Origin of the sequence: Flagellimonas flava (assembly GCF_050617915.1) — a bacterium.
Lineage (GTDB): Bacteria > Bacteroidota > Bacteroidia > Flavobacteriales > Flavobacteriaceae > Flagellimonas > Flagellimonas flava_A.
In genome coordinates, this window is the sequence record NZ_JBODQE010000001.1 from 970,614 (window position 1) to 992,856 (window position 22,243).

The window sequence follows — 22,243 nt, forward strand, 5'->3', positions numbered from 1 at the left end:
TTTTTTTAGCATATTTTTAGCGTTATGACCAAAATCCTGTTGCTGTCTGACACCCATGGACATATGGATGTCACCATTTTAAAGTATGTTGCGCAAGCGGATGAAGTTTGGCATGCAGGCGATATTGGGAGCTTATCCGTAACGGACAGCATTCAAAAATTGAAACCCTTAAGGGCCGTACACGGCAATATAGATAACCATGTGATTCAACAGGAATTTCCGGAAAACCAGCGCTTTCTTTGCGAACAAGTGGATGTGTGGATTACCCATATTGGAGGCTACCCCAACAGATACGATCGAAGGATAAAGGATGAAATTAAAAAACACCCTCCCAAACTTTTCATCAGTGGACATTCCCATATTTTAAAGGTCATGCATGACAAAAAGTTGAACTTATTACACATGAATCCAGGAGCTTGCGGCAAGTATGGATTCCATCAAGTTAGAACACTATTGCGGTTTGTAATAGATGGGGATAAAATATCAGATTTGGAAGTAGTAGAACTAGGAAAAAGATAGGTATGATGTATTTGTTGGCTTTAACGGCACTTTTAATGTTGTCTTGTGAAACCCAGGCACAAAAGAAAACCCAAAGTCCGGTTTCGTTAATTGTGCTGGGCACCGTACAAGATGGAGGCAGTCCACATATTGGCTGTAAACGGGACTGTTGTGCGGATTTGTTTAAGAACCTTGATCCTGAACGGAAAGTGGTTTCCTTGGGTATTGTAGATCATGAAAACCAGAAAACCTATTTGTTTGAAGCCACTCCAGACATGTCCACCCAACTCAAAGCCTTAAAATCATATGCAGGTCTGGAAGCGGAAACACCCGATGGGATTTTCTTGACCCATGCCCATATTGGACATTATACCGGACTTATGTATTTGGGTCGGGAAGCCTTGGGCGCCCATCAAGTTCCGGTCTATGCAATGCCCAAAATGAAAGCTTTTTTAGAAAACAATGGCCCTTGGAGTCAACTGGTTGCTTTGGGAAACATGGATTTAATAGAGATGTCGGACAAGCGAGTTGTGGAACTTACTCCCAACTTGACCGTAACTCCATTTACAGTGCCTCATAGGGATGAATTTTCCGAAACCGTGGGTTTTAAAATTTTTGGCCCTACCAAAAGTGTCCTATTTATTCCTGATATCGATAAATGGCATAAATGGGAAGAAAGCATAGCCGAAGAAATACGTAAAGTGGATTTTGCTTTTTTGGATGCTTCATTTTTTGACGGCAAGGAAATCAACAATCGGGATATTGCAGAAATCCCTCACCCATTTGTAATTGAAAGCATGGAACTATTTGCCTCGCTGCCTACTTCAGAAAAAGAAAAAATACATTTTACCCACCTCAACCATACCAATCCGCTTTTGGATAAAACCAGTGATGCCAGCCAATCTGTTCGCGACTCGGGTTATAAGGTGGCCCAATTTCATCAAAAGGTTGGTTTATAAGTATATCGGTTAAGTAAGTATTCGCATAAAGCTTCGTCTAAAGCAGCAAACCATTAGACGATTAAGAAAATGAAAATATCTATTTGGAAGCTTGTTGCCCTTGGTGGACTTGCTTTTTTACTTTCCTGCGGAGAAAAAACAAAACAACAAAAAGTGGAAGTTGAAACGGCTGTTGAGAAGGTTTCCGAGCCAGTTTATGACACTGACAATCCCAAAACCGTATTAGCCGCGGTAGCCAACGCGCATGGCGGTTGGAACGATCTTTGGAAAAAAGGGGATGTTGAGTACACCTATACGTACCACTATCCTTCAACCGGAAAAACAGACCTCTCCTTGGAGCGCTACATTTTTGGTTCCGAGGAATCCTATGGAAAATACAGCAAACATGAGATCAACAACATGCCTAATGAGGAGGGGGAGTTGACCCAGTATTTTGACGGGAACAAAACCGTTCTGGAACTGAATGGCAACATAGTTGAAGACGCAGAGCATTTGGCCATGGCCGATTTTTTAAGAAGAACCAACTATTATTGGTTTGCCATGCCCTATAAGATCAATGACAAGGCCGTAACCGCCAAGTATTTGGGAACAGAGGAATACAATGGAACGACCTATGATAAAATTGAAGTTTCCTATAGTGCGGAGATGACCGGAAAAGAGCAAAATGATGTGTACATATTACTGGTGAACCCAGAAACGAAATTGGTGGATCGTTTCTATTTCTCCCTTCCCTTTTTTGGTGTTGAGGAACCCGTTATTGTTGCCAATTATGAGTATGAGGATATTGATGGTCAATTGGTGTCCACAAAACGTACATATTTTATGCCAGGCCCTGATGGCAACTATGCTGAGGAACCAGGAGTGGTTCAGACGTTGACCAACGTAAAGTTCAATAACGGATTTACAAAGGAAAATTTAAGGCAATAAGGCTTGATGGTTATCCAGGATAAAACAAAAACCCCGGCCAAGGCCGGGGTTTTCTCGCACTAATACTACTAAGATGTTAGGTTTAACGTAAGCGATCAACAGATTTTACAAGATCTTCATCCTTTTTGATGGCTCTGTTGGCCAGAACCAGAAAAACGATAGAAAATACAGGAATCAGCATCCCAATACCCTTCTCAGAAACCGAGGTTTCTCCGGATAAACTTAGCGACCGGTAAACGAAAAATCCTAGTAAAAAAAGGTTCAATATCATATTCAATCTGTTCAACACAAATTGATTTTGCCGGTTTTTAAACATAAAAATTGCAATCAAGGCCAATAGCGCAGAGGCGTAAAAAGCCAAGCTATATCCCAAGGAATCCTTAGCAAAAATCTCAGCGCCGGTTTCATCGGTCCACAGGTGTACTATAAACGGCAGAGCTCCCGCAATTAGTGCCACCAAGGCTAAGAAAATTGTTTGGATTCTTTGAATCATTGCCAAAATCGATTTTGGAAGGCAAAAATAGGTGTCTTTTCGTTAAATGACCCTGTAATGTTGAAAAATAATTTGTATTATTGTGACGTTATTAGCAAAGCACTCACCTCAGGATTCTTTCCTATCGTAGTACCCCAATAACTTTTACTTCGAGATTATTTACGTTAGACAAGTTTAATTTATTCATTATTTAATGTTCGAGATTTCAGATCTAAAGGCTAAAAAGCTTCCTGAATTGCAAGAAATTGCAAAGGGACTCAGCGTTCCTAAATTTAAGACCTTAAAAAAACTGGACTTGGTCTACCAGATACTGGATGTTCAGGCATCCAACCCCAAGGCGGTTCAAGGAAATACTGCCGAAACCCAAGAAAATAAGCCCCAAAAACCTAAAAGGGCCAGATTACCACGACCTCAAAAAGATCAAAAGGAGGTAGCTGTTGCATCTAAAGAAACCGCTGTTGAAAATGACGCCAAAGAAGGGTCAGAAAAAACAGAAAACCCCACTCAGAAAAAAGACCAGCAGAAACAGCACCAACACCCAAAAAACCAGCATAACAAAAAGCATAACCAGCACCATAGAAATGGGCAGGAAAAAAAGAGCAGCAACTTTGACAAGGATTTAAAAAATAGGTACAAAGAGCCAGAGTTTGAATTTGACAGCATCATTGAAAGCGAAGGTGTCCTGGACATTATGCAGGATGGATATGGGTTCTTGCGCTCTTCGGATTACAACTACCTTTCTTCCCCTGACGATATTTATGTTTCCCAATCCCAGATTAGATTGTTCGGGCTAAAAACAGGGGATACCGTTCTTGGAAATGTTAGACCTCCAAAAGAGGGTGAAAAATATTTCCCTTTGATCAAAGTGACCAAAATCAACGGGTTAGATCCACAAGTAGTACGCGATCGGGTTTCTTTTGAGCACTTGACCCCCTTGTTCCCCAAGGAAAAATTTAAGTTGGCCGAAAGACAAAGCACCTTATCAACACGTATCATGGATTTGTTCTCTCCCATTGGAAAAGGACAAAGGGGAATGATCGTTTCCCAGCCCAAAACGGGTAAGACCATGTTGCTCAAGGACATTGCCAATGCCATTGCCGCCAACCACCCAGAGGTATACCAAATCATTCTTTTGATTGATGAACGTCCTGAGGAGGTTACGGATATGCAACGTAATGTTCGCGGAGAAGTTGTCGCTTCAACCTTTGACAAGGAAGCCACCGAGCATGTGCGTGTCGCAAATATTGTTCTTGAAAAGGCAAAGCGTTTGGTAGAATGTGGCCATGATGTGGTTATCTTATTGGATTCCATTACACGATTGGCCAGGGCCTATAACACCGTGCAACCTGCTTCCGGTAAGGTATTGAGTGGTGGTGTTGACGCCAACGCCCTGCACAAACCCAAAAGGTTCTTTGGGGCCGCCAGGAACATTGAAAATGGAGGTTCCCTTTCCATCATAGCTACCGCTTTGACAGAGACAGGTTCCAAAATGGACGAGGTTATTTTTGAGGAATTCAAGGGTACCGGCAACATGGAGCTGCAGTTGGATAGAAGAATATCCAACCGTAGAATATTCCCTGCCATTGATTTGGTTACTTCATCTACCCGTCGTGATGATCTTTTGTTGGATGAAACCACCATTCAGCGTATGTGGATCATGCGTAAGTATCTTGCGGATATGAATCCAGTCGAAGCCATGGAATTCATGGAACAGCGAATTAAGCAAACCAAAAACAACGAGGAATTTTTGTTGACCATGAACGAGTAAGGTTCGTTCCATACAGCATATTCCATAATCATTTAGAAAACCTTTGGGTCATTCCCAAAGGTTTTTTTGTTAATACATTTTAAAGAAAAGACATATCTTTAGTAAAGTTTCCCCATACTATGAATACTAAAAATCCTTACAAATGAAAAACACAAGAAAAGTAGGCCATGTACTTTTGGCAGCGATTTTCCTATTTATGGCATCTTGCAAGCAACAAACCAAACCTTCGGAAGCTCCCGAAGAAACGCATCAAGAGGAGGCAGAACCCGTAAAACCTCCAAAAGGATTGATTTCCCTGGAAGAGTCAAAATCCCTATATGACAATTATTCCAGGAACAGGGTAGCGTTAATCCAAGAATTTGAAGCACAAAGAAGTCCTGAGGAAAAGTTCGACCCTGCAAGGTATACCTCATTTGACTATGCGACCATCAAACAATATATGGCATACATAGAACAGGAAGCTAAAGGTGCCAAGGTGGATATCTCATCCATCAGGTTCTATTTTGCCAACTATCCAAACGAGGAAAAATTTCCTGACGGCGATAAAATTGTACATCCAAGGCAGAATTCCATCTTTATGGTTCCCACTATGAAGGTTGATGGAGAGGACTATGGATTTTACATTGGTGAGGATGGGCAAGCCAAACTTATCAAGGACGCCGTTGGTGCCAACAAAGGAATGGGATCCAACGAAGTCAAGAAAGATAGAGCCTATGCTGGTTTTGTCCCTAGCGCTCCAAATCCCGTATTTCAAAAGGGGGGGAGTCTTAACATGAATCATGGAAGTTCCGGCCCACCGCCCAACAACGATTTTTAGATCCCATGCCCCAAGCTTTATTGAACTTTCTTTCGGAACATTTTTATATTCCACTATATCTGCTAACGTGGTTGATATCAGTATACGCATATAGAAGGTACTTTGATACCGCATTGAAGTACCTTCCCATACTGATAGCATACACCTTTTTTACCGAGCTCTTAGGTTTTCTGATTAAAGAGAATTATCAATTTCAGTTTTTTTCCGAATCTCGATATGCGTGGCATAATGTGATCATTTACAATGTTTATCAGCTCATTTTTTTCCTGTTTTTCTTTAAGGTCTATTCCAAAGTAATTATCAGTAACCAATTTAGAACATGGATCAAGTATGGCAGTTATGCATGTGTATTGGCTTATGTTGGCAATTCCATTTTTAAAAACCCCTTGCACAATCAACTGGCATTTGGCCATGTTGTTGGATCCTTTATTTTGATAGCCATCATTGTGGTGTATTTTAGGCAAAAAACGGAAGTGGAAAATCCTTATCCCAAATGGAGAAATCTGATGTTTTGGGTCAGTTTGGGCTTGGTTGGTTTTTATGTGCTTTTCCCTGTTATCCTTATCGTAAGTCATACCAAATTTGATATTTACACCCAATTCTACTACAGAAACATCTTGATGGCATGTATCATAATGATGTATGCTTGCTTCAATATAGGCTTTCTTTTGGCCAAGCGAAAAGCTTTCGGATAAATCTTCCTAACTTAGAAGGTAGATGATTGAAGAAATTCAAAACTTTCTTACCGAAAGCTATTTCATTCCAATATATCTGGCAACTTGGATTGTGGCCATGTATAGGTATCGTAGATATTTTGATACGGTGATGCGGTTTTTTCCCATCTTCATCATGTATACTTTTTTGACCGAACTCCTGGGCTATTTCATCAAATACCATGATGAATATCAATTTTTTTCTGAACCGGAATATTCATGGCACAACGTAATTATTTACAACATATATTCCGTTATCTCTTTCTCTTTTTTCTACTACATCTATTGGACGGTTCTAAAGCAACCCAAACATAGGGACATAGTCAAAAAGGGGGCTTTTGTAAGTTTATCGGGGTATTTGATCAGTGTTTTCTTTCAAGATCCACTGCACTCCAATCTCTATTACGCAGATCTGATAGCATCCATCGTCCTAATTCTCTGTGTTTGGATGTACTTTAAGGAAAAACGAAGTGAGGAAAGCTCCTATCCCCTGTATCGTAGCCTTTTGTATTGGGTAAGTTTGGGACTGGTTATTTTCCATATCTTCTTTCCCCTCATATTTATTGCAGCTTACGAGATGCCTGAATTTTACTTCGCCTTTCACCTGCATCAACTCTTGCTTGTTTTAATTGCATTAATGTACTTCCTTTTTATGGTTGGATTCCTGATCGGGCAACGAAAAGCCTTTAGGTAAGATTCAAAATTTCCCATTGTTTCCAACGGTTTTCACAACTTCCATATTCCGTTCATCGATTTTTTTATATGATTTTGTAGGTTTTTTCGTTCAAAATTGAATTAATAGTTGCCGTCAGCGATCCATCGATATCATAAAACCATTGGTCGATACTAAATCGCTGGAAGCCTAAGACCAGCCAAAAGATGGTTGGTCAAAAATTAGTTTTACCATAATTGGACTATAAATCCACCAAATAAAAATAAGATGAGACTGCCCCAAATTAATTTGTCCTGTGTATGTATTCTGCTGGCTTTGAGCTTAACTTCTTGTGTTAAGGACAGCTTGGACAATCCTACCAATCCAACGTCTGAAGGAACACCTCCAACGCCCGAAGTTGAGGTCCCCGTAGATGAACTTGAAATTACGGAACTTAAGATTCCTGCCAATTTTGACTTCGATACGGAAAAAGAAGTAACCCTGACCATCAATGACAACACTCCAAATGCAAAATACTATGTATATGCATACAATGACCAGGTAGTTTTGGGGGAGGAATTTGTGTTTCTAAATGAAGAAGAAGAGGAAGAAACTGGTGTCGAGGTCTCGGTGGATAATCTCAATCATTTAATTTTAAGCGGCATTCCGTCCGGAGGAAGCTTGGAGCAGACTTTTGTGATTCCCTCCTATTATGAAAAACTTTACCTTAAACGAAAGGAAGGCTTTAAATTTTCTTCGGCCATTATAAATATTACGGGCACCGCCTTAACGTATAACTATATCCCGGATACGGGGAAAGGAACATCGGCCAATAAGGCCATGATAGAGGATTATCTATACTGTGTCAATGGAGGTGGAGAAATGTTTCAAGTGGATCCTTTGACAGGAGCATATACATTTATCTCAGATATGCCCATGGGGAGTTGGACCGCTGCAATTGATCAAGAAAATCAGTTTGTGTATTCCGTTGGTCGCAGCAAGCCCTATCCCTTAATGAAATATGACATGGCCGCCGATTCTTGGACCACGGTGGGCGACTTGGGCTTGGGCGGGCCACGACTCGACTACAACAAAAACGATGGCCTATTGTATTTTTCCACCGGCAATAAGCTCTACACAGTCGATCCACAAAACGCCAACATCTTATCCAACTGGGATATTGTGGGCCTTCACAAGAAAAACGGTGGCGATCTTGCTTTTGCTACAGATGGCACCATTTTCTTATGCTCTTTTTCGGGGCTTTATAGACTTGACGAAAACGGAGATGGAAATTACGATGCTGTTCGGATTAGCGGGGAAGACCTTCCATTTTCACCCACTTCCATGACTTTTGACTCCAATGACGAGTTGTGGTTGGCGGACAATGGAGGTAGCAGTAACCTTATTGTAATGGATACCCAAACGGGAGGATGGGAATACCGATATGGCCCTGCTTCCACCTCGGGTGTCAGTTTAGGCCGAACCATCAATGACCTAACAACTTTTAGGGTATTTGATGAAGTTGCCGTAGATCCTGATACGGATGGTGATGGAATTACAGATAGCAATGACGATTTTCCCGAGGATGCTAACAAAGCTTTTGAGCAATTTACACCCAGTAAGTATGGATGGGGTACAGTAGCGTTTGAAGACCTTTGGCCTTATCTCGGGGATTATGATTTCAACGACACCGCTGTAAACTATAGGTTTGTCGCTGTTTTGAATTCGGACAATATGGTGGTACAGCTGGACATTCATTTTGAGGTAAGTTCAGATGGAGCTGGGTTGACCAACGCCTTTGGAATCGAGTTTGAAAGTATTCCACCAAGCTTGGTTGAATCCGTTACGGGAACGGTTCTGAATGAAGGTTTTATAAACGTAGCTGCAAATGGTTTGGAACAAGGGCAGGACAGGGCGGTAGTCATCCTATTTGATAATCATGAAACCATGCTCAATATCCCTAGCAAGGTTACCATCAATTTTACTACCCCAATTACCACCAACCAGCTTGGAATAGCTCCTTTTAACCCCTTCTTAATTGTGGACAAGAATCGAGGGCAAGAAATCCATTTGCCCAATAGATTTAGAACAAGCTTAGGAGTTAATGATACCACCGTGGAAGGTGTAAATCTTGACTTGGATGGCAATTATAAAACAGATTCAGGTTTACCTTGGGCCATTAATATTGTGCACAACTTTAAGCCTCCCAAAGAAAATGTCCCAGTCAATCAAGCCTATAATTACTTTAATCAATGGGCAAATTCTGGTGGAACGCTGTTTCAAGACTGGTACAAAGATTCCACGGGATACCGAAACGAATCCCAACTTCAGGATTAACCCTTACAGTTAAAAACAACATATAAACGCCCAAAAGAGGGCGTTTTTTGATGTAATGTCTGCTGCCAATCGCTTTCTAATTTGAGTTAGGAAATTAGCTACACCACAGCTTTAACGGGTTTTACAACTTCGAAATGTCGTTCATCGATTAAATCAATGATTTTGTAGGTTTTTTCGTTCATTTAAGGAATGTTATGATGGATGAAAAGGCATAAAATTCTGAATATAATAACCATCTCGTTGGTAGTTCTGCTTAGCCAAAGCTGTCTAAGGCAGAAATACGACAATTACCTGGAAGCCCTAGCAAGGGACTCTATCTTGGTAGAGGATCCCGTATTGGTTGAGCTAAAGTTTCCGGATAATTTCGATTTTAAGACGGAAAAAGTGGTGGCCGTAAGTATTTCGGACAACACTCCCAATGTTGTTTATGAAGTTTATCCGCTAAGCGAGGAATTAACGGAAAGCCTGGATAGTATTACCGGTCCCTTGCCCCAAAGGTTGCTGGAAAGGGAACCTTTCAACGGCACTATTTTAGAAAACCTTACCGTTCCGTCCTATGTGGATGAATTGTTCTTGGTCCGAAAATCCAATAGCTCTGTGGATGACATAACCATCCAGATTATCGAAAACTCGGCGTCATTTACATTCAATGGCATCATAGGAAAAAATGGAAAGTCCAAGTCACAAAGTAACTCTTCCAAAATGAATACGGACTGCTCCAATGTTTATGGTCAAAAGTTTTACGTTGACCTTGGGAATGTAGTGGACACCAATGGTTCAGGGATACATACGTTATCCAACATCCAGTTTCCCAAAAACAATGCAACGGCCATTATCACGGCAACGGATGTTGATGGAGTGGAGTTTAAAAACAGTTTTTCCTTGGCTGGAGGTGGATTTTCGACACCCATTTTTACTTTTTATGGTTTCAACTTTTGGATCAGCTCCAAAATTGATACCAATAATGATTCCGACGGTTATGTGGAGTTTGAAATGGACTTTGATTCGCCCATCCAGCATGTATTGATGCATGTGAGAAGTGTGGATGCATCCAGATATGAATTTGTTGGCACCCAGCACACGGAAACGCTTTTATCTGGCGGTAGTGAACTTGTTTACGATGAGGTAGATAGAATTTTAAGAGATAGTAACCCAGGGTCTCGATCGCACTACTACCGTGATGGTTATGGTACCATCCTTATCTCTGCAACTTCAGGTTCCTTTGACAAGATCGTTTGGCGAAGAACCGATGATCCCGGCACCAATACCCAAAACGACTCCAACTGGTTCACTTTTACCGAGGTGGAGTTATGCAATGATCAAGATGGGGATGGTGTTGTTGATTCTGTGGACGAATTTCCCAACGATGCTACCAAGGCTTATACCGTTATCTATCCTTCGGCTAGTTCCAAAGCTTCTTTGGTATTTGAGGATTTATGGCCATTTAGGGGGGATTGGGATTTTAACGACACCTCCATTGATTATTCCATTACCAGAATTTTCAATGCCAGCAATCAAGTGGTTGCCATAGATATTGATTATAGTGTTACTTCTGATGGAGCTGGTTTTGTAAACAGCATGGCATTTGAGATCAAAGGACTCAACCCCAATAATGTTGCTTCCATAACGGGTCAACTTTTAGACCGTGACGTGTTTAGTTTGGACAATAATGGAACAGAACTGGGGCAGACCCATGCCGTAATTCCGCTTTTTGATGACCATTCCATTATTGTAAACCAGGAAAACAAAGTGAATATTACGCTTATCGATCCCATATCGGAATCTGCGCTGGATCCTGCGCCTTTCAATCCATTTTTAGTAGCTAATGGCGAACGGGACAAAGAAATTCATCTTTCCAATCACGAACCAACGGATTTGGGAGATGCGCAACCTGCAGTCGAGGGTAATAATGCCGATACAGATGGAAACTATGCGACCGAAAATGGCCTTCCTTGGGCCATTAACGTAGTGGAATCCTTCCCACTGCTATTGGAAAAGGAGCCTATTAATGAAGGGTATCTATTTTTTGAGGAATGGGGAATATCTGGCGGTCAAAGTAGAAAGGATTGGCACAAAAACCTGCCCGGTTATAGGAACACTTCCAAGCTAAAACAGAATTAATCCATAAAAAAACGCCCCTAAAAGGGGCGTTGCTATATCTTAATGAGAAGTAAGATTACATTGCTGCAACCTTGCTCATCAATTTGCTCTTCAAATTAGCTGCCTTGTTGTTATGGATAATGTTGCGTTTTGCCAACTTATCAATCATACCAACTACAGTAGGAAGAAGTGTTTCAGCTGCTTTTTTGTCCTCTTCATTTCTCAGCTTTTTGATTGCGTTACGAACCGTTTTGTGCTGGTATCTGTTGCGCAAGCGAACTGCTTCGTTTCTTCTGATTCTCTTTAATGCTGACTTATGGTTTGCCATTATTTTAATTTAAAATGAATAATGAAAAATTGAAAATTGGCATACCCTTTTTTCATTTTCCATTTATAATTTACAGTTTTCTTTAGTAGCCCGTAGGGGAATCGAACCCCTGTTACCAGGATGAAAACCTGGCGTCCTAACCCCTAGACGAACGGGCCAATTAAAATTAACAATGAAAAATTGAAAATTGGCATACCCTTTTTTCATTTTCCATTTATTATTTACAGTTTTCTTTAGTAGCCCGTAGGGGAATCGAACCCCTGTTACCAGGATGAAAACCTGGCGTCCTAACCCCTAGACGAACGGGCCAATTTATTGTTATGAACGTTTGCCTTTCAGAAATATGTAACCAAATGTCATTCAGGCGGGTGCAAAAATACAACTATTTTTAAGTCTTGCAACAGTAAAATTCTATTTTTTAAACCTTTTAATACGCCTTGGCAAACAATACTCTTTGAGTAGACGGCTTGCCCGTTACCATGCACTTACCATCTTCCTGAACAGGGTTCAACGGAATGCATCTTATAGTGGCTTTGGTCTCTTCTTTAATTTTGTCTTCCGTAGCTGTTGTACCGTCCCAATGGGCGGATACAAAACCTCCTTTTTCCTCAATTACTTTCTTAAAATCTTCATACGAATCCACAGCTGTGATGCGTTCCTCCCTAAAATCCAACGCCTTTTTAAAGATATTTTCTTGAATTTCTGTCATCAAGGACTCAATTTTATCGATTACGACATCTGCTTGCACTGTTTCCTTTTGAAGCGTATCCCTTCGTGCAACCTCAAAGGTTCCATTTTCCAAATCGCGTTGCCCAACCGCCAAACGCACAGGTACGCCTTTCAGTTCGTACTCGTTGAATTTAAAACCAGGTTTGTGCGTGTCCCTTTTATCATACTTAACGGAAATACCCCTCGCCCTTAGTTCCTTCACCAAAGGCTCCACTTTTTCGGAAATGGCATCCAATTGTTCCAATCCTTTATAAATAGGTACGATAACCACCTGAATGGGCGCTAAATTTGGAGGCAACACCAATCCATTATCATCACTATGGGTCATGACCAACGCTCCCATAAGTCGGGTAGAGACACCCCATGAAGTGGCCCAAACATATTCCTGTTTGCCCTCCTTATTGGCAAACTTCACATCGAATGCCTTGGCAAAATTTTGTCCCAGAAAATGGGAAGTCCCTGCTTGCAATGCTTTTCCATCCTGCATAAGCGCCTCAATACAATAGGTTTCTTCAGCCCCTGCAAAGCGTTCGCTCTCCGTTTTGGTTCCCTTGATTACGGGAACACCCATATAATTCTCCACAAAATCCGCGTAAACATGCATCATTTGCTCTGCTTCATCAAGCGCTTCTTGGCGGGTGGCATGTGCCGTATGTCCTTCTTGCCACAAGAATTCTGCAGTACGGAGAAACAGTCTTGTACGCATTTCCCAACGCACCACATTGGCCCATTGGTTCACCAAAATGGGAAGATCCCTATACGATTGTATCCATTTTCTATAAGTGTCCCAAATAATGGTTTCGGAAGTGGGCCTTACAATAAGTTCTTCTTCCAACTTGGCATCTTCATCTACGATGATCCCGCTTCCATCCTCAGCATTTTTCAATCGGTAATGGGTGACCACCGCACACTCCTTAGCGAAGCCTTCTACATGGCTGGCCTCTTTGCTCAAGTAAGATTTTGGAATAAACAACGGGAAATAGGCATTCTCATGACCCGTCTCTTTAAACATTTTATCCAGCTGGGCCTGCATTTTCTCCCAAATGGCAAACCCATAGGGTTTTATGACCATACATCCCCTTACACCAGAATTTTCGGCTAAATCCGCCTTTACAACAAGTTCATTATACCATTTGGAATAATCCTCGCTCCGACTCGTTAATTTTTTACCCATCTACAGTAGTTTGGCACAAAACTTGTGACTTAATCTTCAAAAATAGTTCGGTAAAACTAACTAATTTTAGTATGTTCAACAATAAAAATTGTACGATGAAAAAGTCTTTACCCCGCCCCAAAATTCAAATGCTCGCAACATCCTTGTTGGCTGCACTTTTTTTAATCTCTTGTGGTACTTATCAGCAATCTTCCTATTATGAGGATGATGGTATTTATTCCAGCAACAACCGAGTGGTAGGGGTTGAGAAGAGAAATGCGGAAGCCGTCCGGTTGGAAAAGCAGGAAAGTGATATTTACGGAGATTATTTTGGACAAAAGGCGCAAGAGTACGATGAAATCCTGGAGGACGAAATCTTCACGGATATAGATAACTACAGCAGTCAAATTAGTAATGATAGCATTCCTTTAGGGGAACAGACTACATACTTTGCAAATAACAACACCTATAATGGTAATCCCGGTTGGGGAGACAACCCAACCAGTGTATCCATCAACGTCTACGACAACAGCTGGGCCTGGGGTGGTCTTGGTTGGGGTTGGGGCTGGAACGATCCATGGCTCTGGAACGGCTGGGGCTGGGGAGGCTACGGCTGGGGCTGGGGCTGGAACAACCCTTGGAGATGGAACCGTTGGGGCTGGGGCGGATACGCCTGGGGCTGGGGCTGGAACAACCCATGGGGATGGAACCGTTGGGGTTGGGGTGGTTATTATGGCTACGGAAGACCTTATTACAATAGAGGATACAACCGTGGATATGGTTATGCCTATAACAGAAGCAGAAGAGGTTACACCAGTTCCGCAATTCCAGGTACAACCTTACGAGGCAGATCTAATCTTGCTGCAAGGCGAAGTGGTTATGCCTCCAGATATAGGTCTAGTGCAGGACGTTCCAATGTGAGCAGAAGTGCCGCAACTGGAAGAAGCTCCACAACCTATAGAAGTGGATCCACAGCACGAAGGTCCGTTGGGTCGGATGCGGTTGCAAGAAACCGAAGCTATAGAACAAGCAGAAGTACCCGTACCACACCCAATTATAGAAGCTCAAGAACCTATCGTTCTTATGGCACCTCGCCCTCTACCAGAAGTAGTGGAACCTACAGAAGTGGGGCTACCCGAAGTGGAGCCAATAGTAGTGGTACCTATAGGAGCGGAAGCATAAACAGAGGCTCATCAGGATACAGAACCCAAGGAAGAAGCACCCGAAGCTATCAATCATCTGGTAGAACGGCACCGAGATCTAGCAATTATAACAGGTCTTCCAGCGGTCAAAGAAGTCCTGGCAGCTACAGAAGCAGTGCTCCTAGCAGAAGTTCCAGAAGTAGTAGCTATAGAAGTTCTGGAAGTTCCCGAAGTTCTAGCTACCGAAGCAGCGGATCTAGGGGAGGAAGCTATAGAAGTTCTGGCGGAAGCCGATCTTCAGGGGCATCCCGTTCATCAGGGGGAAGAGGTAGAAGTGGCGGAAGACACTAAAATCCCATTGCACTTATTGTATTAACTAAATCAAAGAAATGAAACGATCCTTAACTTTCATCATGGTATTGGCATGCTTTGTTGCCAGTGGTCAAATTATTGACGATGTAGTTCGTTATAGTACGGAAAATACCCTTGGAACCGCAAGATTTCAAGCCATGGGCGGTGCGTTTGGCGCCTTGGGTGGAGATCTATCCGCTATCAATGTGAACCCAGCGGGTTCCGCAGTGTTCAACTACAGCCAATTCTCGGTCAACGGATCTAATTACAACAGAAACAATGATGCCTTTTTTGGCAGTAGCGTTCAAAACAGGGATATCAATTCCGTGGAGTTGAACCAGGCCGGAGGCGTATTTGTCTTCAAGTCCTCCGACAGTCCATGGAAAAAAATCGCTTTCGCAGTCAATTATGACATGGTGCAGAATTTTGACAACGAATTTTTTGCAGCAGGAAATACAACCCAAGGTGTTGACAACTACTTTTTGGAGTTTGCCCAAGGACAGGCTTTAGGCCCTTTAAGGGTGCAGGAAGGGGAGTTTATAGAAGATGCCTATTTAGATATCGGTTCCAGTTTGGGTTATGGGGCACAGCAAGCTTTTCTGGGCTTTCAGGCGGGTCTTATTGAACCTACTGAGGACGATGACGCCAATACGTCTTACTTTTCCAACGCCCAATACAATAGTGTAAATCAAGAATACCTGCAGAGCACTACAGGATACAACAGCAAATTCACCTTGAACTTTGCGGGTCAATACCAAGAAAATCTGTACCTGGGCGCAGCACTGAATTTTCACAATGTCATTTATGATAGGTTAACCCTCTTGGATGAAAATGGCTATGATCAAGATTCTCCTGTTCAATTCACCACTTTTGACAATTTCCTTCATACGGAGGGATATGGGTTTTCATTTAGTGTTGGGGCCATTGCCAAATTAAACGAGAACATACGAGTTGGAGGAAGTTATCAGTCGCCCACTTGGTATGAACTGACCGATGACATTTCCCAACGGATCAATTCCTCATTGGCGGTTTCTGATATCGATTTTATCAATTTCAACATTGTCAATGCTTTCGAAGAGTATCGCATCAAAACACCCTCCAAACTTACTGGAAGTGTTGCGGTAATTTTTGGCAAGGATGGTCTTTTGAGTTTGGATTATGGATATCAGGACATGTCCCAAGCCGAGCTTAGACCTACAACGGACCCCAATTTTGCATCCCAAAATGATGTCATAGCCAATGAACTGGGTGTAGTCAACAGCTATAGGGTTGGTGGGGAATATCGTATAGAGCAGGTGAGCCTGAGAGCGGGATACCGATTTGAGCAAAGCCCTTATGAAAATGCCGATACTATCGGGGATTTAACAGGATATTCAGGTGGTATAGGATATAATTTTGGTGGAAGCAGATTGGATTTGGCCTTTAGCCGATCCGAACAAGATGTCAATGAATTCTTCTTTGATGCCGGCATCGACAATTCTGCCATGGTCAACAGAATAAACACCAACGTTACCTTGGGTTATACGGTTAAATTCTAACCATAAGAATAGAAGAACACAAATAGGGCTGGAGAAATCCAGCCTTTTTTATTAGCGCACCAGGGAGAAATGTCTTCTTACGGAACGTGCCACCACAACTCCATTGTCATCCCGATCATAATCCAAACGGAACCAATAATCTGAAGATGGCATATCCCTTCCGTTAAAAGTACCATCCCAACCTGCGGTATTCGTAGGGAACTCCTTTATAAGCTTTCCAAATCGGTCAAAAATGAAGATTCTAGGATTGTCCAATTGGTCAACCCCTTCCACATTCCAAAAATCGTGAAAAGTATCGCCATTAGGAGTAAAAAACTTGGGATAACCCACAACCAAAAAATCTATGGGTTCGGAGGTTCCGCATCCATTAACATCATTAATAACAACGGAATTCATTCCTGGAGGGACATCAAGAAAGATTGGGTCGGTTTGAAAATCCCCCCCATTTAGCGAATATTCGTAGTTTCCATTGCCTACTGGGACAAACTCCACATTATAAGGGTCGGTTTGATCACTGTTGACGAAATCGTCGAGTACCACAATATCTATATCAGCTGGTGTGGGCGTTGGATAAAAGGTAATTAGGATGTCGTCTGTAATCACAGTAGCAAAAGTAGTTTCAATGGTCACCCGGTATCGTCCTGAATTTGGACTGGTTACCGTCCATTCTGTTTGTCCGGCTCCCGTGGCCAAAACGGTTTCATAGGTACCATCATCATCCGCATCCAACTCCCAGGTAATATTGGCAATATTTGGTCCTGCCGGAGAGTTCAATGCGCTTAGTACGATGTCTGGGTCTCCTTCGCAAGCAATAATGTCCAAGCCCAAAAACTCGTCCCTTAATGTACAATCCAATGCTGTATTCTGATCGTCATCCACCGAACTTCCCGTAAATCTTATTTGAAAAGGTTCAGGATCCCCATTAAAGTTGGTGTTGTAGTTATTGATAAACAAATAATAAATCTCACCAGCTATCACATCAATATATTCGTCATAGGTATTCTGGCTACCTACAACAAAGGGCGCCCCCACTCTTCCATCCACAGGGTTCACGCCAATCCCGGTATGATGGGTGTCATTGACTTCGTAATTACATCGAATGGGTTGTGCCGAGCCATTACCCACCAAAGTGCAAAAATTTTGTCCCGAGGTCTCATCAAAAGGGCCGTACAATGCAAAATCCAACTCAGAGGTAACTACTGTACCAGATACAGGAAAAGATTGAATATCAAATCCTATTTGCCCATCAGTTCCTGCTCTAAAAACAAACCAAGAAGTGTTATTCTCAATATTGGCAGATGCCACACTCCCTTTCTCCAAACAACCCGATTGTGTAATGACCATGGGGTCAAAATCATCAATATCTCCACTACCATCAGATTCGGCATCAACAAACATATCGGCACACACGGGTATGGCGGTTCTACAATCCGGGGAATTTTGGGAAAAAGCTATGCTGGAACTAAGAAAAAAACAGCAAATAGCACAAAATAGGGCTCTCATAGAATTTTGGGGCTATAGGGTTATTCTATAATAACCTCTATAACTCCAAAAAAGCATGTTTTAGTATGCTTCAACGGAAAAATTGTACAGTTAATCGATAAAATGCAATCCTGACTATCTTCTCAATGAAAAATGGCTTTGTAAATGTTTGGCATATATGCGATTACCGTCGGAGTCCAGATAGGACAATTTAAACCAATAATCGGTTGAAGGCAGGGGCATTCCTTGGAAACTTCCATCCCATCCTGGGCTAAACTCAGTCATTTCCCAAAGCAGTTTTCCATAGCGGTCATAGATAGTTACCACTGGGGAATCCAGCACCGAAAGACCTTCAATCTGCCAAGTTTCGTTAAGCACGTCGCCATTGGGTGAAAAACTAGGCGAAAAGCCAACCACCACAAAGTTTTCCGTCACCTCGGAACAACCATGTATGTCCCGAGCGGTTACCGTATGGGCTCCAGGTAGTACTTCATCAAAAATAGGGCTGGTTTGATAGGGGCCGTCATCCAATCTATATTCAAAACTTCCCTCTGCATCATTCTGGACGGTCACCGCGTTGCTAGGTTTTATGTCTTCAAAATCAATATCAACCGAAATGATGGGAGTATTGGATATTGCCGTACTTACCGTTCTGTCTACATCGCAATCCACTCCGCCTTGGGAATGAGTAATCGTGACCGTATAATCCCCAGCTTGGGAAACGGTAATATTGGGTGTAGTCTCTCCCGTGCTCCATAAATAGCTATAGCTGGGGTTGGGAAGGGTTTCCCCAATAACAATCCCTGGCGAACCATCACAAAGCGTAGCTTCTGTAGGAAATGTGGGTTCTGGGGTTTCCACAGCGTTAAGGATAAAATGTTGTGAATCATCGTAACAGTCAGGGTTGGTACTGGACGTCAATCGCACATAAATAGTTTCCGATCCAGGAGCCTTTGCATACTGTTTGCTCAATGGATTTGCGCCTGAAGCTGCATCCCCCGCACTAGCATGAAAACTTACGATATACTCACTTGGATTTTGGGTTCCCAGTACTTCGGAATCCTTTGTTTGCAAATCAAAAACCATATCTAGGGTATGGCAAAAACCTTCGTCCAAGACTGGCTGAGCAACAGGAATAGCGCTAAAAAAGGCCTGTACATCACTAATAATGGCGCCTGAAGAAGTGGCAACAACCACGCGATACATTGCTGATGTTGATACTATCAATGTTGGGTTGGTCTCTCCTGAAATTGGGGTATAGCCGCTTCCTGTATCATTATACCAAGTATAGCTTAAAGCACCCGCCGTGGTGGCATCCAAAGTAATCGTATCTCCTTCACAAGCCGCTATTGGAGATCCCAGTAAATTATTGATAATGGAGCAGTCCAAGGCATCCGTTGGGTTGGTAATCCATATATCTCCAGTAAATTGAACGGAAAAACCCGAATTGGAGTCGCTAAAATTATTGATAAACAGCATATAGTCCTCCCCTGGCATAACCTGCAGCCAGTCCTCATAATGCACAGAGTTGGGATCCCCGGTAGGATCCTCTCCTACCCCTATAAAGCTTTTGGCATCACTGTTGTCAAAGAAATTACAGCGAATTGGATCTCCCAGGTTGTTGCAGTCGCCAGTCCTGTATAGAGCGAAATCCCAATCCTCGCTACTGTCGTGCCCTATATTAAATCCCAATTGGCCAGAGGCATTGGTTCTAAACCGATACCATGCGGAATTGGACTCAATACTGCCCGAAGTGGTCTGTTCCAAACATCCACTGACAGCAACCCCACTAAAATCGTCAATCCCGTAACCGTTGGTACCCCCGTTCACAGGAGTGTTGCTACAAATGGGCACAGCATTCCCGCAGTCGGGAATGACCTGGGTATAAGTCATTTGACTGAAAATCGCAACAGCTATAAGCGTCATCGCCGATTTCAATATCATTTGCCATAGATTTTGGGCACTATAAAAATAATTGGGCTTTTCCCTTAACAATAATTTATGTTGTCAAACCAAGGCTAGCAGATGTTAAATAGGGCATTAATGTATATCTTTGCTTTCTTGAAGAAAGAGCAAATGAAACTAGAGCAGGCTTTGGAAGAGCAATATGAAGAAAGAGGCAACGACCATGTTGGCTCATCAACGGAAACCCCAATTAGGGACGATGCTTTTGTATTGAGCGATGATGAAAAAATTGAACGCATCCAAAAAAGCGTTCGTGAAATCATGTTAACCCTAGGTTTGGACCTGGATGATGACAGCTTGAACGGCACTCCAAAAAGGGTAGCCAAAATGTTCGTACAAGAAATTTTTAGCGGACTTCATCCCAAAAGAAAACCAAAATCCTCCACCTTTAAAAACAAGTATAAATATGGTGAGATGTTGGTGGAGAAGAACATCGTGGTGTATTCCACCTGCGAACACCATTTGCTCCCCATTATTGGCAGGGCCCATATCGCCTATGTTTCCAACGGAACAGTGGTGGGACTTTCCAAAATGAACCGTATTGTGGACTACTACGCCAAACGTCCACAGGTGCAGGAACGAATGAACATCCAAATTGTGAAGGAACTCCAGCGGGTTTTGGGAACCGAGGATGTAGCCTGTGTAATTGATGCCAAGCACCTTTGCGTAAATTCCAGGGGAATTCGGGACATTGAAAGCAGCACTGTTACTGCGGAATACGGAGGAAAATTCAAGGATGAAGCGGTTAGAAGGGAATTTTTGGACTACATCAACCTAGATACCGACTTTTAACATTCAACACATTCATGCAACTTTACAAAAGCCAGCAACTCAAAGTACACAATTCACTTTCGGGAAAAAAAGAACTGTTTGAACCTATCAACGAGGGCCACATAGGCATGTATGTCTGTGGGCCAACGGTTTATAGCAATGTACACTTGGGGAACTGCCGAACCTTTATGTCTTTTGACATGATTTTCCGGTATTTCAAGCATTTGGGCTTTAAAGTTCGCTATGTCCGAAATATTACGGATGCTGGGCATTTGGAGAACGATGCGGATGAAGGTGAGGACAAAATCGCAAAAAAAGCAAAGCTGGAGCAGATAGAGCCCATGGAGGTGGTGCAACGGTATACCGTGGATTTTCATAATACGCTACAACAGTTCAATTTTTTGCCTCCGAGCATTGAACCTACCGCCACGGGACATATTATTGAGCAAATAGAAATCATCAAGGAAATCATTGATAATGGATTTGCCTATGAAATCAATGGGTCTGTTTATTTTGATGTCATAAAATTCAATGAATCCAACACCTACGGTAAGCTCAGCGGAAGAAAGCTGGAAGACATGATCGCCAATACTCGTGAGTTGACCGCCCAAAGTGAAAAAAGAAATCCCCAGGATTTTGCCCTTTGGAAAAAGGCAGAGCCACAACATATTATGCGATGGCCTTCCCCTTGGGGCGATGGCTTCCCAGGCTGGCATTTGGAGTGTACCGCCATGAGCACCAAATACCTGGGCGAGACCTTCGATATCCATGGAGGTGGAATGGATTTGAAGTTTCCCCATCACGAATGTGAAATAGCCCAGTCTGAAGCCAGTAGTGGAAAATCCCCTGTGAAGTATTGGTTGCACGCCAACATGCTTACCCTCAATGGGAAGAAAATGTCCAAATCCACAGGCAACAACATTTATCCTTCTGAGATTATCAGTGGGGAGAATGACATTTTAAGCAAGGCCTACTCCCCTTCCGTGGTTCGGTTTTTTATGATGCAGGCCCATTACACCAGTATTTTGGATTTAAGTGATGAGGCGTTATTGGCCTCTGAAAAAGGGTATTACCGTTTGATGGATGGTATGGACAATGTTTCAAAATTGAACACCGGTGCATCCTCTGATTTCGACGTGAAATCTTGGCAACAGAAATGTTATGATGCCATGAACGATGATTTCAATACTCCCATTTTGATCTCACAATTGTTCGAAGCCGTAAAACATATCAATCTAATCAAGGAAGGAAAGGAAAGCATTACCGAAGCGGATAAAACTTTGCTCCAAAACACCATGACCACCTTTGTTCATGAAATTTTGGGTATTGAGAACCAAGCTGCAACGGAAGACAATTCCCAAACCCTGTCCGGCGTTGTGGAACTGTTAATCGGTCTGCGGAACGAGGCACGGGCCAATAAGGATTTTGCCACTTCGGATAAGATCAGGGATGAACTTATTGCCTTGGGCATCCAATTGAAAGATGGCAAGGAAGGCACCACATTTAGTCTAAAGTAACTG

At 42.5% G+C, this 22,243-nt stretch carries 18 protein-coding genes and 2 tRNA genes; 13 read left to right on the top strand and 7 right to left on the bottom strand.

The genetic code is table 11. The features are described 5' to 3' along the window. Positions 1-24: 24 nt before the first annotated feature. The 3 genes from ACRHOZ_RS04450 (at position 25) to ACRHOZ_RS04460 (ending at position 2,384) form a co-directional block, all read left to right on the top strand. Positions 25-519 (top strand): metallophosphoesterase family protein, encoded by a 495-nt coding sequence (locus ACRHOZ_RS04450; RefSeq protein ID WP_431122820.1) that lies wholly within the window; start codon positions 25-27, stop codon positions 517-519. A 2-nt stretch (positions 520-521) separates the two neighbouring features. Next, positions 522-1,457 (top strand): MBL fold metallo-hydrolase, encoded by a 936-nt coding sequence (locus ACRHOZ_RS04455; RefSeq protein ID WP_431122823.1) that lies wholly within the window; start codon positions 522-524, stop codon positions 1,455-1,457. Positions 1,458-1,526: 69 nt separating this feature from the next. Next, on the top strand, positions 1,527-2,384 hold the full coding sequence (locus ACRHOZ_RS04460) for a DUF6503 family protein (protein ID WP_431122825.1): 858 nt from the start codon (positions 1,527-1,529) through the stop codon (positions 2,382-2,384). 82 nt (positions 2,385-2,466) lie between these two features. Here ACRHOZ_RS04460 and ACRHOZ_RS04465 read toward each other — a convergent pair whose 3' ends face one another. Then, positions 2,467-2,877 (bottom strand): DUF4293 domain-containing protein, encoded by a 411-nt coding sequence (locus ACRHOZ_RS04465; RefSeq protein WP_420400552.1) that lies wholly within the window; start codon positions 2,875-2,877, stop codon positions 2,467-2,469. Positions 2,878-3,070: 193 nt separating this feature from the next. On the opposite strand from ACRHOZ_RS04465, the gene rho reads away from it, so the two are divergent. From rho to ACRHOZ_RS04495, 6 genes are all read left to right on the top strand, one after another. After that, positions 3,071-4,645 carry a transcription termination factor Rho gene (gene rho, locus ACRHOZ_RS04470; protein WP_431122827.1) on the top strand — a complete coding sequence of 525 codons (1,575 nt, stop codon included), beginning with the start codon at positions 3,071-3,073 and terminating at the stop codon, positions 4,643-4,645. A 142-nt stretch (positions 4,646-4,787) separates the two neighbouring features. Beyond that, complete coding sequence (locus ACRHOZ_RS04475) at positions 4,788-5,462, top strand: hypothetical protein (protein ID WP_431122830.1); 675 nt, start codon at positions 4,788-4,790, stop codon at positions 5,460-5,462. Positions 5,463-5,467: 5 nt separating this feature from the next. Then, entirely contained in the window at positions 5,468-6,157 is a 690-nt protein-coding gene (locus ACRHOZ_RS04480; protein ID WP_431122832.1) for a hypothetical protein, read from the top strand. Positions 6,158-6,179: 22 nt separating this feature from the next. Continuing rightward, on the top strand, positions 6,180-6,869 hold the full coding sequence (locus ACRHOZ_RS04485; RefSeq protein ID WP_431122834.1) for a hypothetical protein: 690 nt from the start codon (positions 6,180-6,182) through the stop codon (positions 6,867-6,869). Between the two features lie 246 nt (positions 6,870-7,115). After that, complete coding sequence (locus tag ACRHOZ_RS04490; protein ID WP_431122836.1) at positions 7,116-9,164, top strand: LruC domain-containing protein; 2,049 nt, start codon at positions 7,116-7,118, stop codon at positions 9,162-9,164. 201 nt (positions 9,165-9,365) lie between these two features. Next, positions 9,366-11,285 carry an LruC domain-containing protein gene (locus ACRHOZ_RS04495; RefSeq protein WP_431122838.1) on the top strand — a complete coding sequence of 640 codons (1,920 nt, stop codon included), beginning with the start codon at positions 9,366-9,368 and terminating at the stop codon, positions 11,283-11,285. Between the two features lie 55 nt (positions 11,286-11,340). Here the strand turns inward: ACRHOZ_RS04495 and rpsT are convergent, their stop codons facing one another. The 4 genes from rpsT to proS form a co-directional block, all read right to left on the bottom strand. Continuing rightward, complete coding sequence (gene rpsT / locus ACRHOZ_RS04500; protein WP_073175882.1) at positions 11,341-11,592, bottom strand: 30S ribosomal protein S20; 252 nt, start codon at positions 11,590-11,592, stop codon at positions 11,341-11,343. An 86-nt stretch (positions 11,593-11,678) separates the two neighbouring features. Beyond that, positions 11,679-11,750, bottom strand: a tRNA-Glu gene (locus ACRHOZ_RS04505). Positions 11,751-11,829: 79 nt separating this feature from the next. Further along, positions 11,830-11,901, bottom strand: a tRNA-Glu gene (locus ACRHOZ_RS04510). Positions 11,902-12,019: 118 nt separating this feature from the next. Beyond that, complete coding sequence (proS, locus tag ACRHOZ_RS04515; protein ID WP_431122841.1) at positions 12,020-13,495, bottom strand: proline--tRNA ligase; 1,476 nt, start codon at positions 13,493-13,495, stop codon at positions 12,020-12,022. Positions 13,496-13,590: 95 nt separating this feature from the next. On the opposite strand from proS, the gene ACRHOZ_RS04520 reads away from it, so the two are divergent. Continuing rightward, positions 13,591-14,967, top strand: a complete 1,377-nt coding sequence (locus ACRHOZ_RS04520) for a hypothetical protein (protein WP_431122842.1) — start codon at positions 13,591-13,593, stop codon at positions 14,965-14,967. A gap of 38 nt (positions 14,968-15,005) precedes the next feature. After that, a complete protein-coding gene (locus tag ACRHOZ_RS04525) occupies positions 15,006-16,505 on the top strand; it encodes an OmpP1/FadL family transporter (protein ID WP_431122845.1) in 1,500 nt (499 codons plus the stop codon). A 51-nt stretch (positions 16,506-16,556) separates the two neighbouring features. On the opposite strand, the gene ACRHOZ_RS04530 is transcribed toward ACRHOZ_RS04525, so the two are convergent. Together ACRHOZ_RS04530 and ACRHOZ_RS04535 are read right to left on the bottom strand one after the other, a co-directional pair. Beyond that, positions 16,557-18,008 carry a T9SS type B sorting domain-containing protein gene (locus ACRHOZ_RS04530; RefSeq protein WP_431122847.1) on the bottom strand — a complete coding sequence of 484 codons (1,452 nt, stop codon included), beginning with the start codon at positions 18,006-18,008 and terminating at the stop codon, positions 16,557-16,559. A 114-nt stretch (positions 18,009-18,122) separates the two neighbouring features. Continuing rightward, positions 18,123-19,931: a T9SS type B sorting domain-containing protein gene (locus ACRHOZ_RS04535; RefSeq protein WP_431122850.1), complete on the bottom strand. Its 1,809-nt coding sequence runs from the start codon at positions 19,929-19,931 to the stop codon at positions 18,123-18,125. 132 nt (positions 19,932-20,063) lie between these two features. On the opposite strand from ACRHOZ_RS04535, the gene folE reads away from it, so the two are divergent. Next, the gene (gene folE, locus ACRHOZ_RS04540) at positions 20,064-20,744 is read left to right on the top strand and encodes a GTP cyclohydrolase I FolE (protein ID WP_431122852.1); all 681 of its coding nucleotides are present in this window, start codon (positions 20,064-20,066) and stop codon (positions 20,742-20,744) included. A gap of 14 nt (positions 20,745-20,758) precedes the next feature. Then, a complete protein-coding gene (gene cysS / locus ACRHOZ_RS04545; RefSeq protein WP_431122854.1) occupies positions 20,759-22,240 on the top strand; it encodes a cysteine--tRNA ligase in 1,482 nt (493 codons plus the stop codon). Positions 22,241-22,243 lie beyond the last annotated feature (3 nt).

What these genes read in the sequence shown, in the direction of transcription:
- ACRHOZ_RS04450 (WP_431122820.1), top strand. Translation starts at nt 25, where the DNA reads ATGACCAAAATCCTGTTGCTGTCTGACACCCATGGACATATGGATGTC.
- ACRHOZ_RS04455 (WP_431122823.1), top strand. Translation starts at nt 522, where the DNA reads ATGATGTATTTGTTGGCTTTAACGGCACTTTTAATGTTGTCTTGTGAA.
- ACRHOZ_RS04460 (WP_431122825.1), top strand. Translation starts at nt 1,527, where the DNA reads ATGAAAATATCTATTTGGAAGCTTGTTGCCCTTGGTGGACTTGCTTTT.
- ACRHOZ_RS04465 (WP_420400552.1), bottom strand. Translation starts at nt 2,877, where the DNA reads ATGATTCAAAGAATCCAAACAATTTTCTTAGCCTTGGTGGCACTAATT.
- rho (WP_431122827.1), top strand. Translation starts at nt 3,071, where the DNA reads ATGTTCGAGATTTCAGATCTAAAGGCTAAAAAGCTTCCTGAATTGCAA.
- ACRHOZ_RS04475 (WP_431122830.1), top strand. Translation starts at nt 4,788, where the DNA reads ATGAAAAACACAAGAAAAGTAGGCCATGTACTTTTGGCAGCGATTTTC.
- ACRHOZ_RS04480 (WP_431122832.1), top strand. Translation starts at nt 5,468, where the DNA reads ATGCCCCAAGCTTTATTGAACTTTCTTTCGGAACATTTTTATATTCCA.
- ACRHOZ_RS04485 (WP_431122834.1), top strand. Translation starts at nt 6,180, where the DNA reads ATGATTGAAGAAATTCAAAACTTTCTTACCGAAAGCTATTTCATTCCA.
- ACRHOZ_RS04490 (WP_431122836.1), top strand. Translation starts at nt 7,116, where the DNA reads ATGAGACTGCCCCAAATTAATTTGTCCTGTGTATGTATTCTGCTGGCT.
- ACRHOZ_RS04495 (WP_431122838.1), top strand. Translation starts at nt 9,366, where the DNA reads ATGAAAAGGCATAAAATTCTGAATATAATAACCATCTCGTTGGTAGTT.
- rpsT (WP_073175882.1), bottom strand. Translation starts at nt 11,592, where the DNA reads ATGGCAAACCATAAGTCAGCATTAAAGAGAATCAGAAGAAACGAAGCA.
- proS (WP_431122841.1), bottom strand. Translation starts at nt 13,495, where the DNA reads ATGGGTAAAAAATTAACGAGTCGGAGCGAGGATTATTCCAAATGGTAT.
- ACRHOZ_RS04520 (WP_431122842.1), top strand. Translation starts at nt 13,591, where the DNA reads ATGAAAAAGTCTTTACCCCGCCCCAAAATTCAAATGCTCGCAACATCC.
- ACRHOZ_RS04525 (WP_431122845.1), top strand. Translation starts at nt 15,006, where the DNA reads ATGAAACGATCCTTAACTTTCATCATGGTATTGGCATGCTTTGTTGCC.
- ACRHOZ_RS04530 (WP_431122847.1), bottom strand. Translation starts at nt 18,008, where the DNA reads ATGAGAGCCCTATTTTGTGCTATTTGCTGTTTTTTTCTTAGTTCCAGC.
- ACRHOZ_RS04535 (WP_431122850.1), bottom strand. Translation starts at nt 19,931, where the DNA reads ATGATATTGAAATCGGCGATGACGCTTATAGCTGTTGCGATTTTCAGT.
- folE (WP_431122852.1), top strand. Translation starts at nt 20,064, where the DNA reads ATGAAACTAGAGCAGGCTTTGGAAGAGCAATATGAAGAAAGAGGCAAC.
- cysS (WP_431122854.1), top strand. Translation starts at nt 20,759, where the DNA reads ATGCAACTTTACAAAAGCCAGCAACTCAAAGTACACAATTCACTTTCG.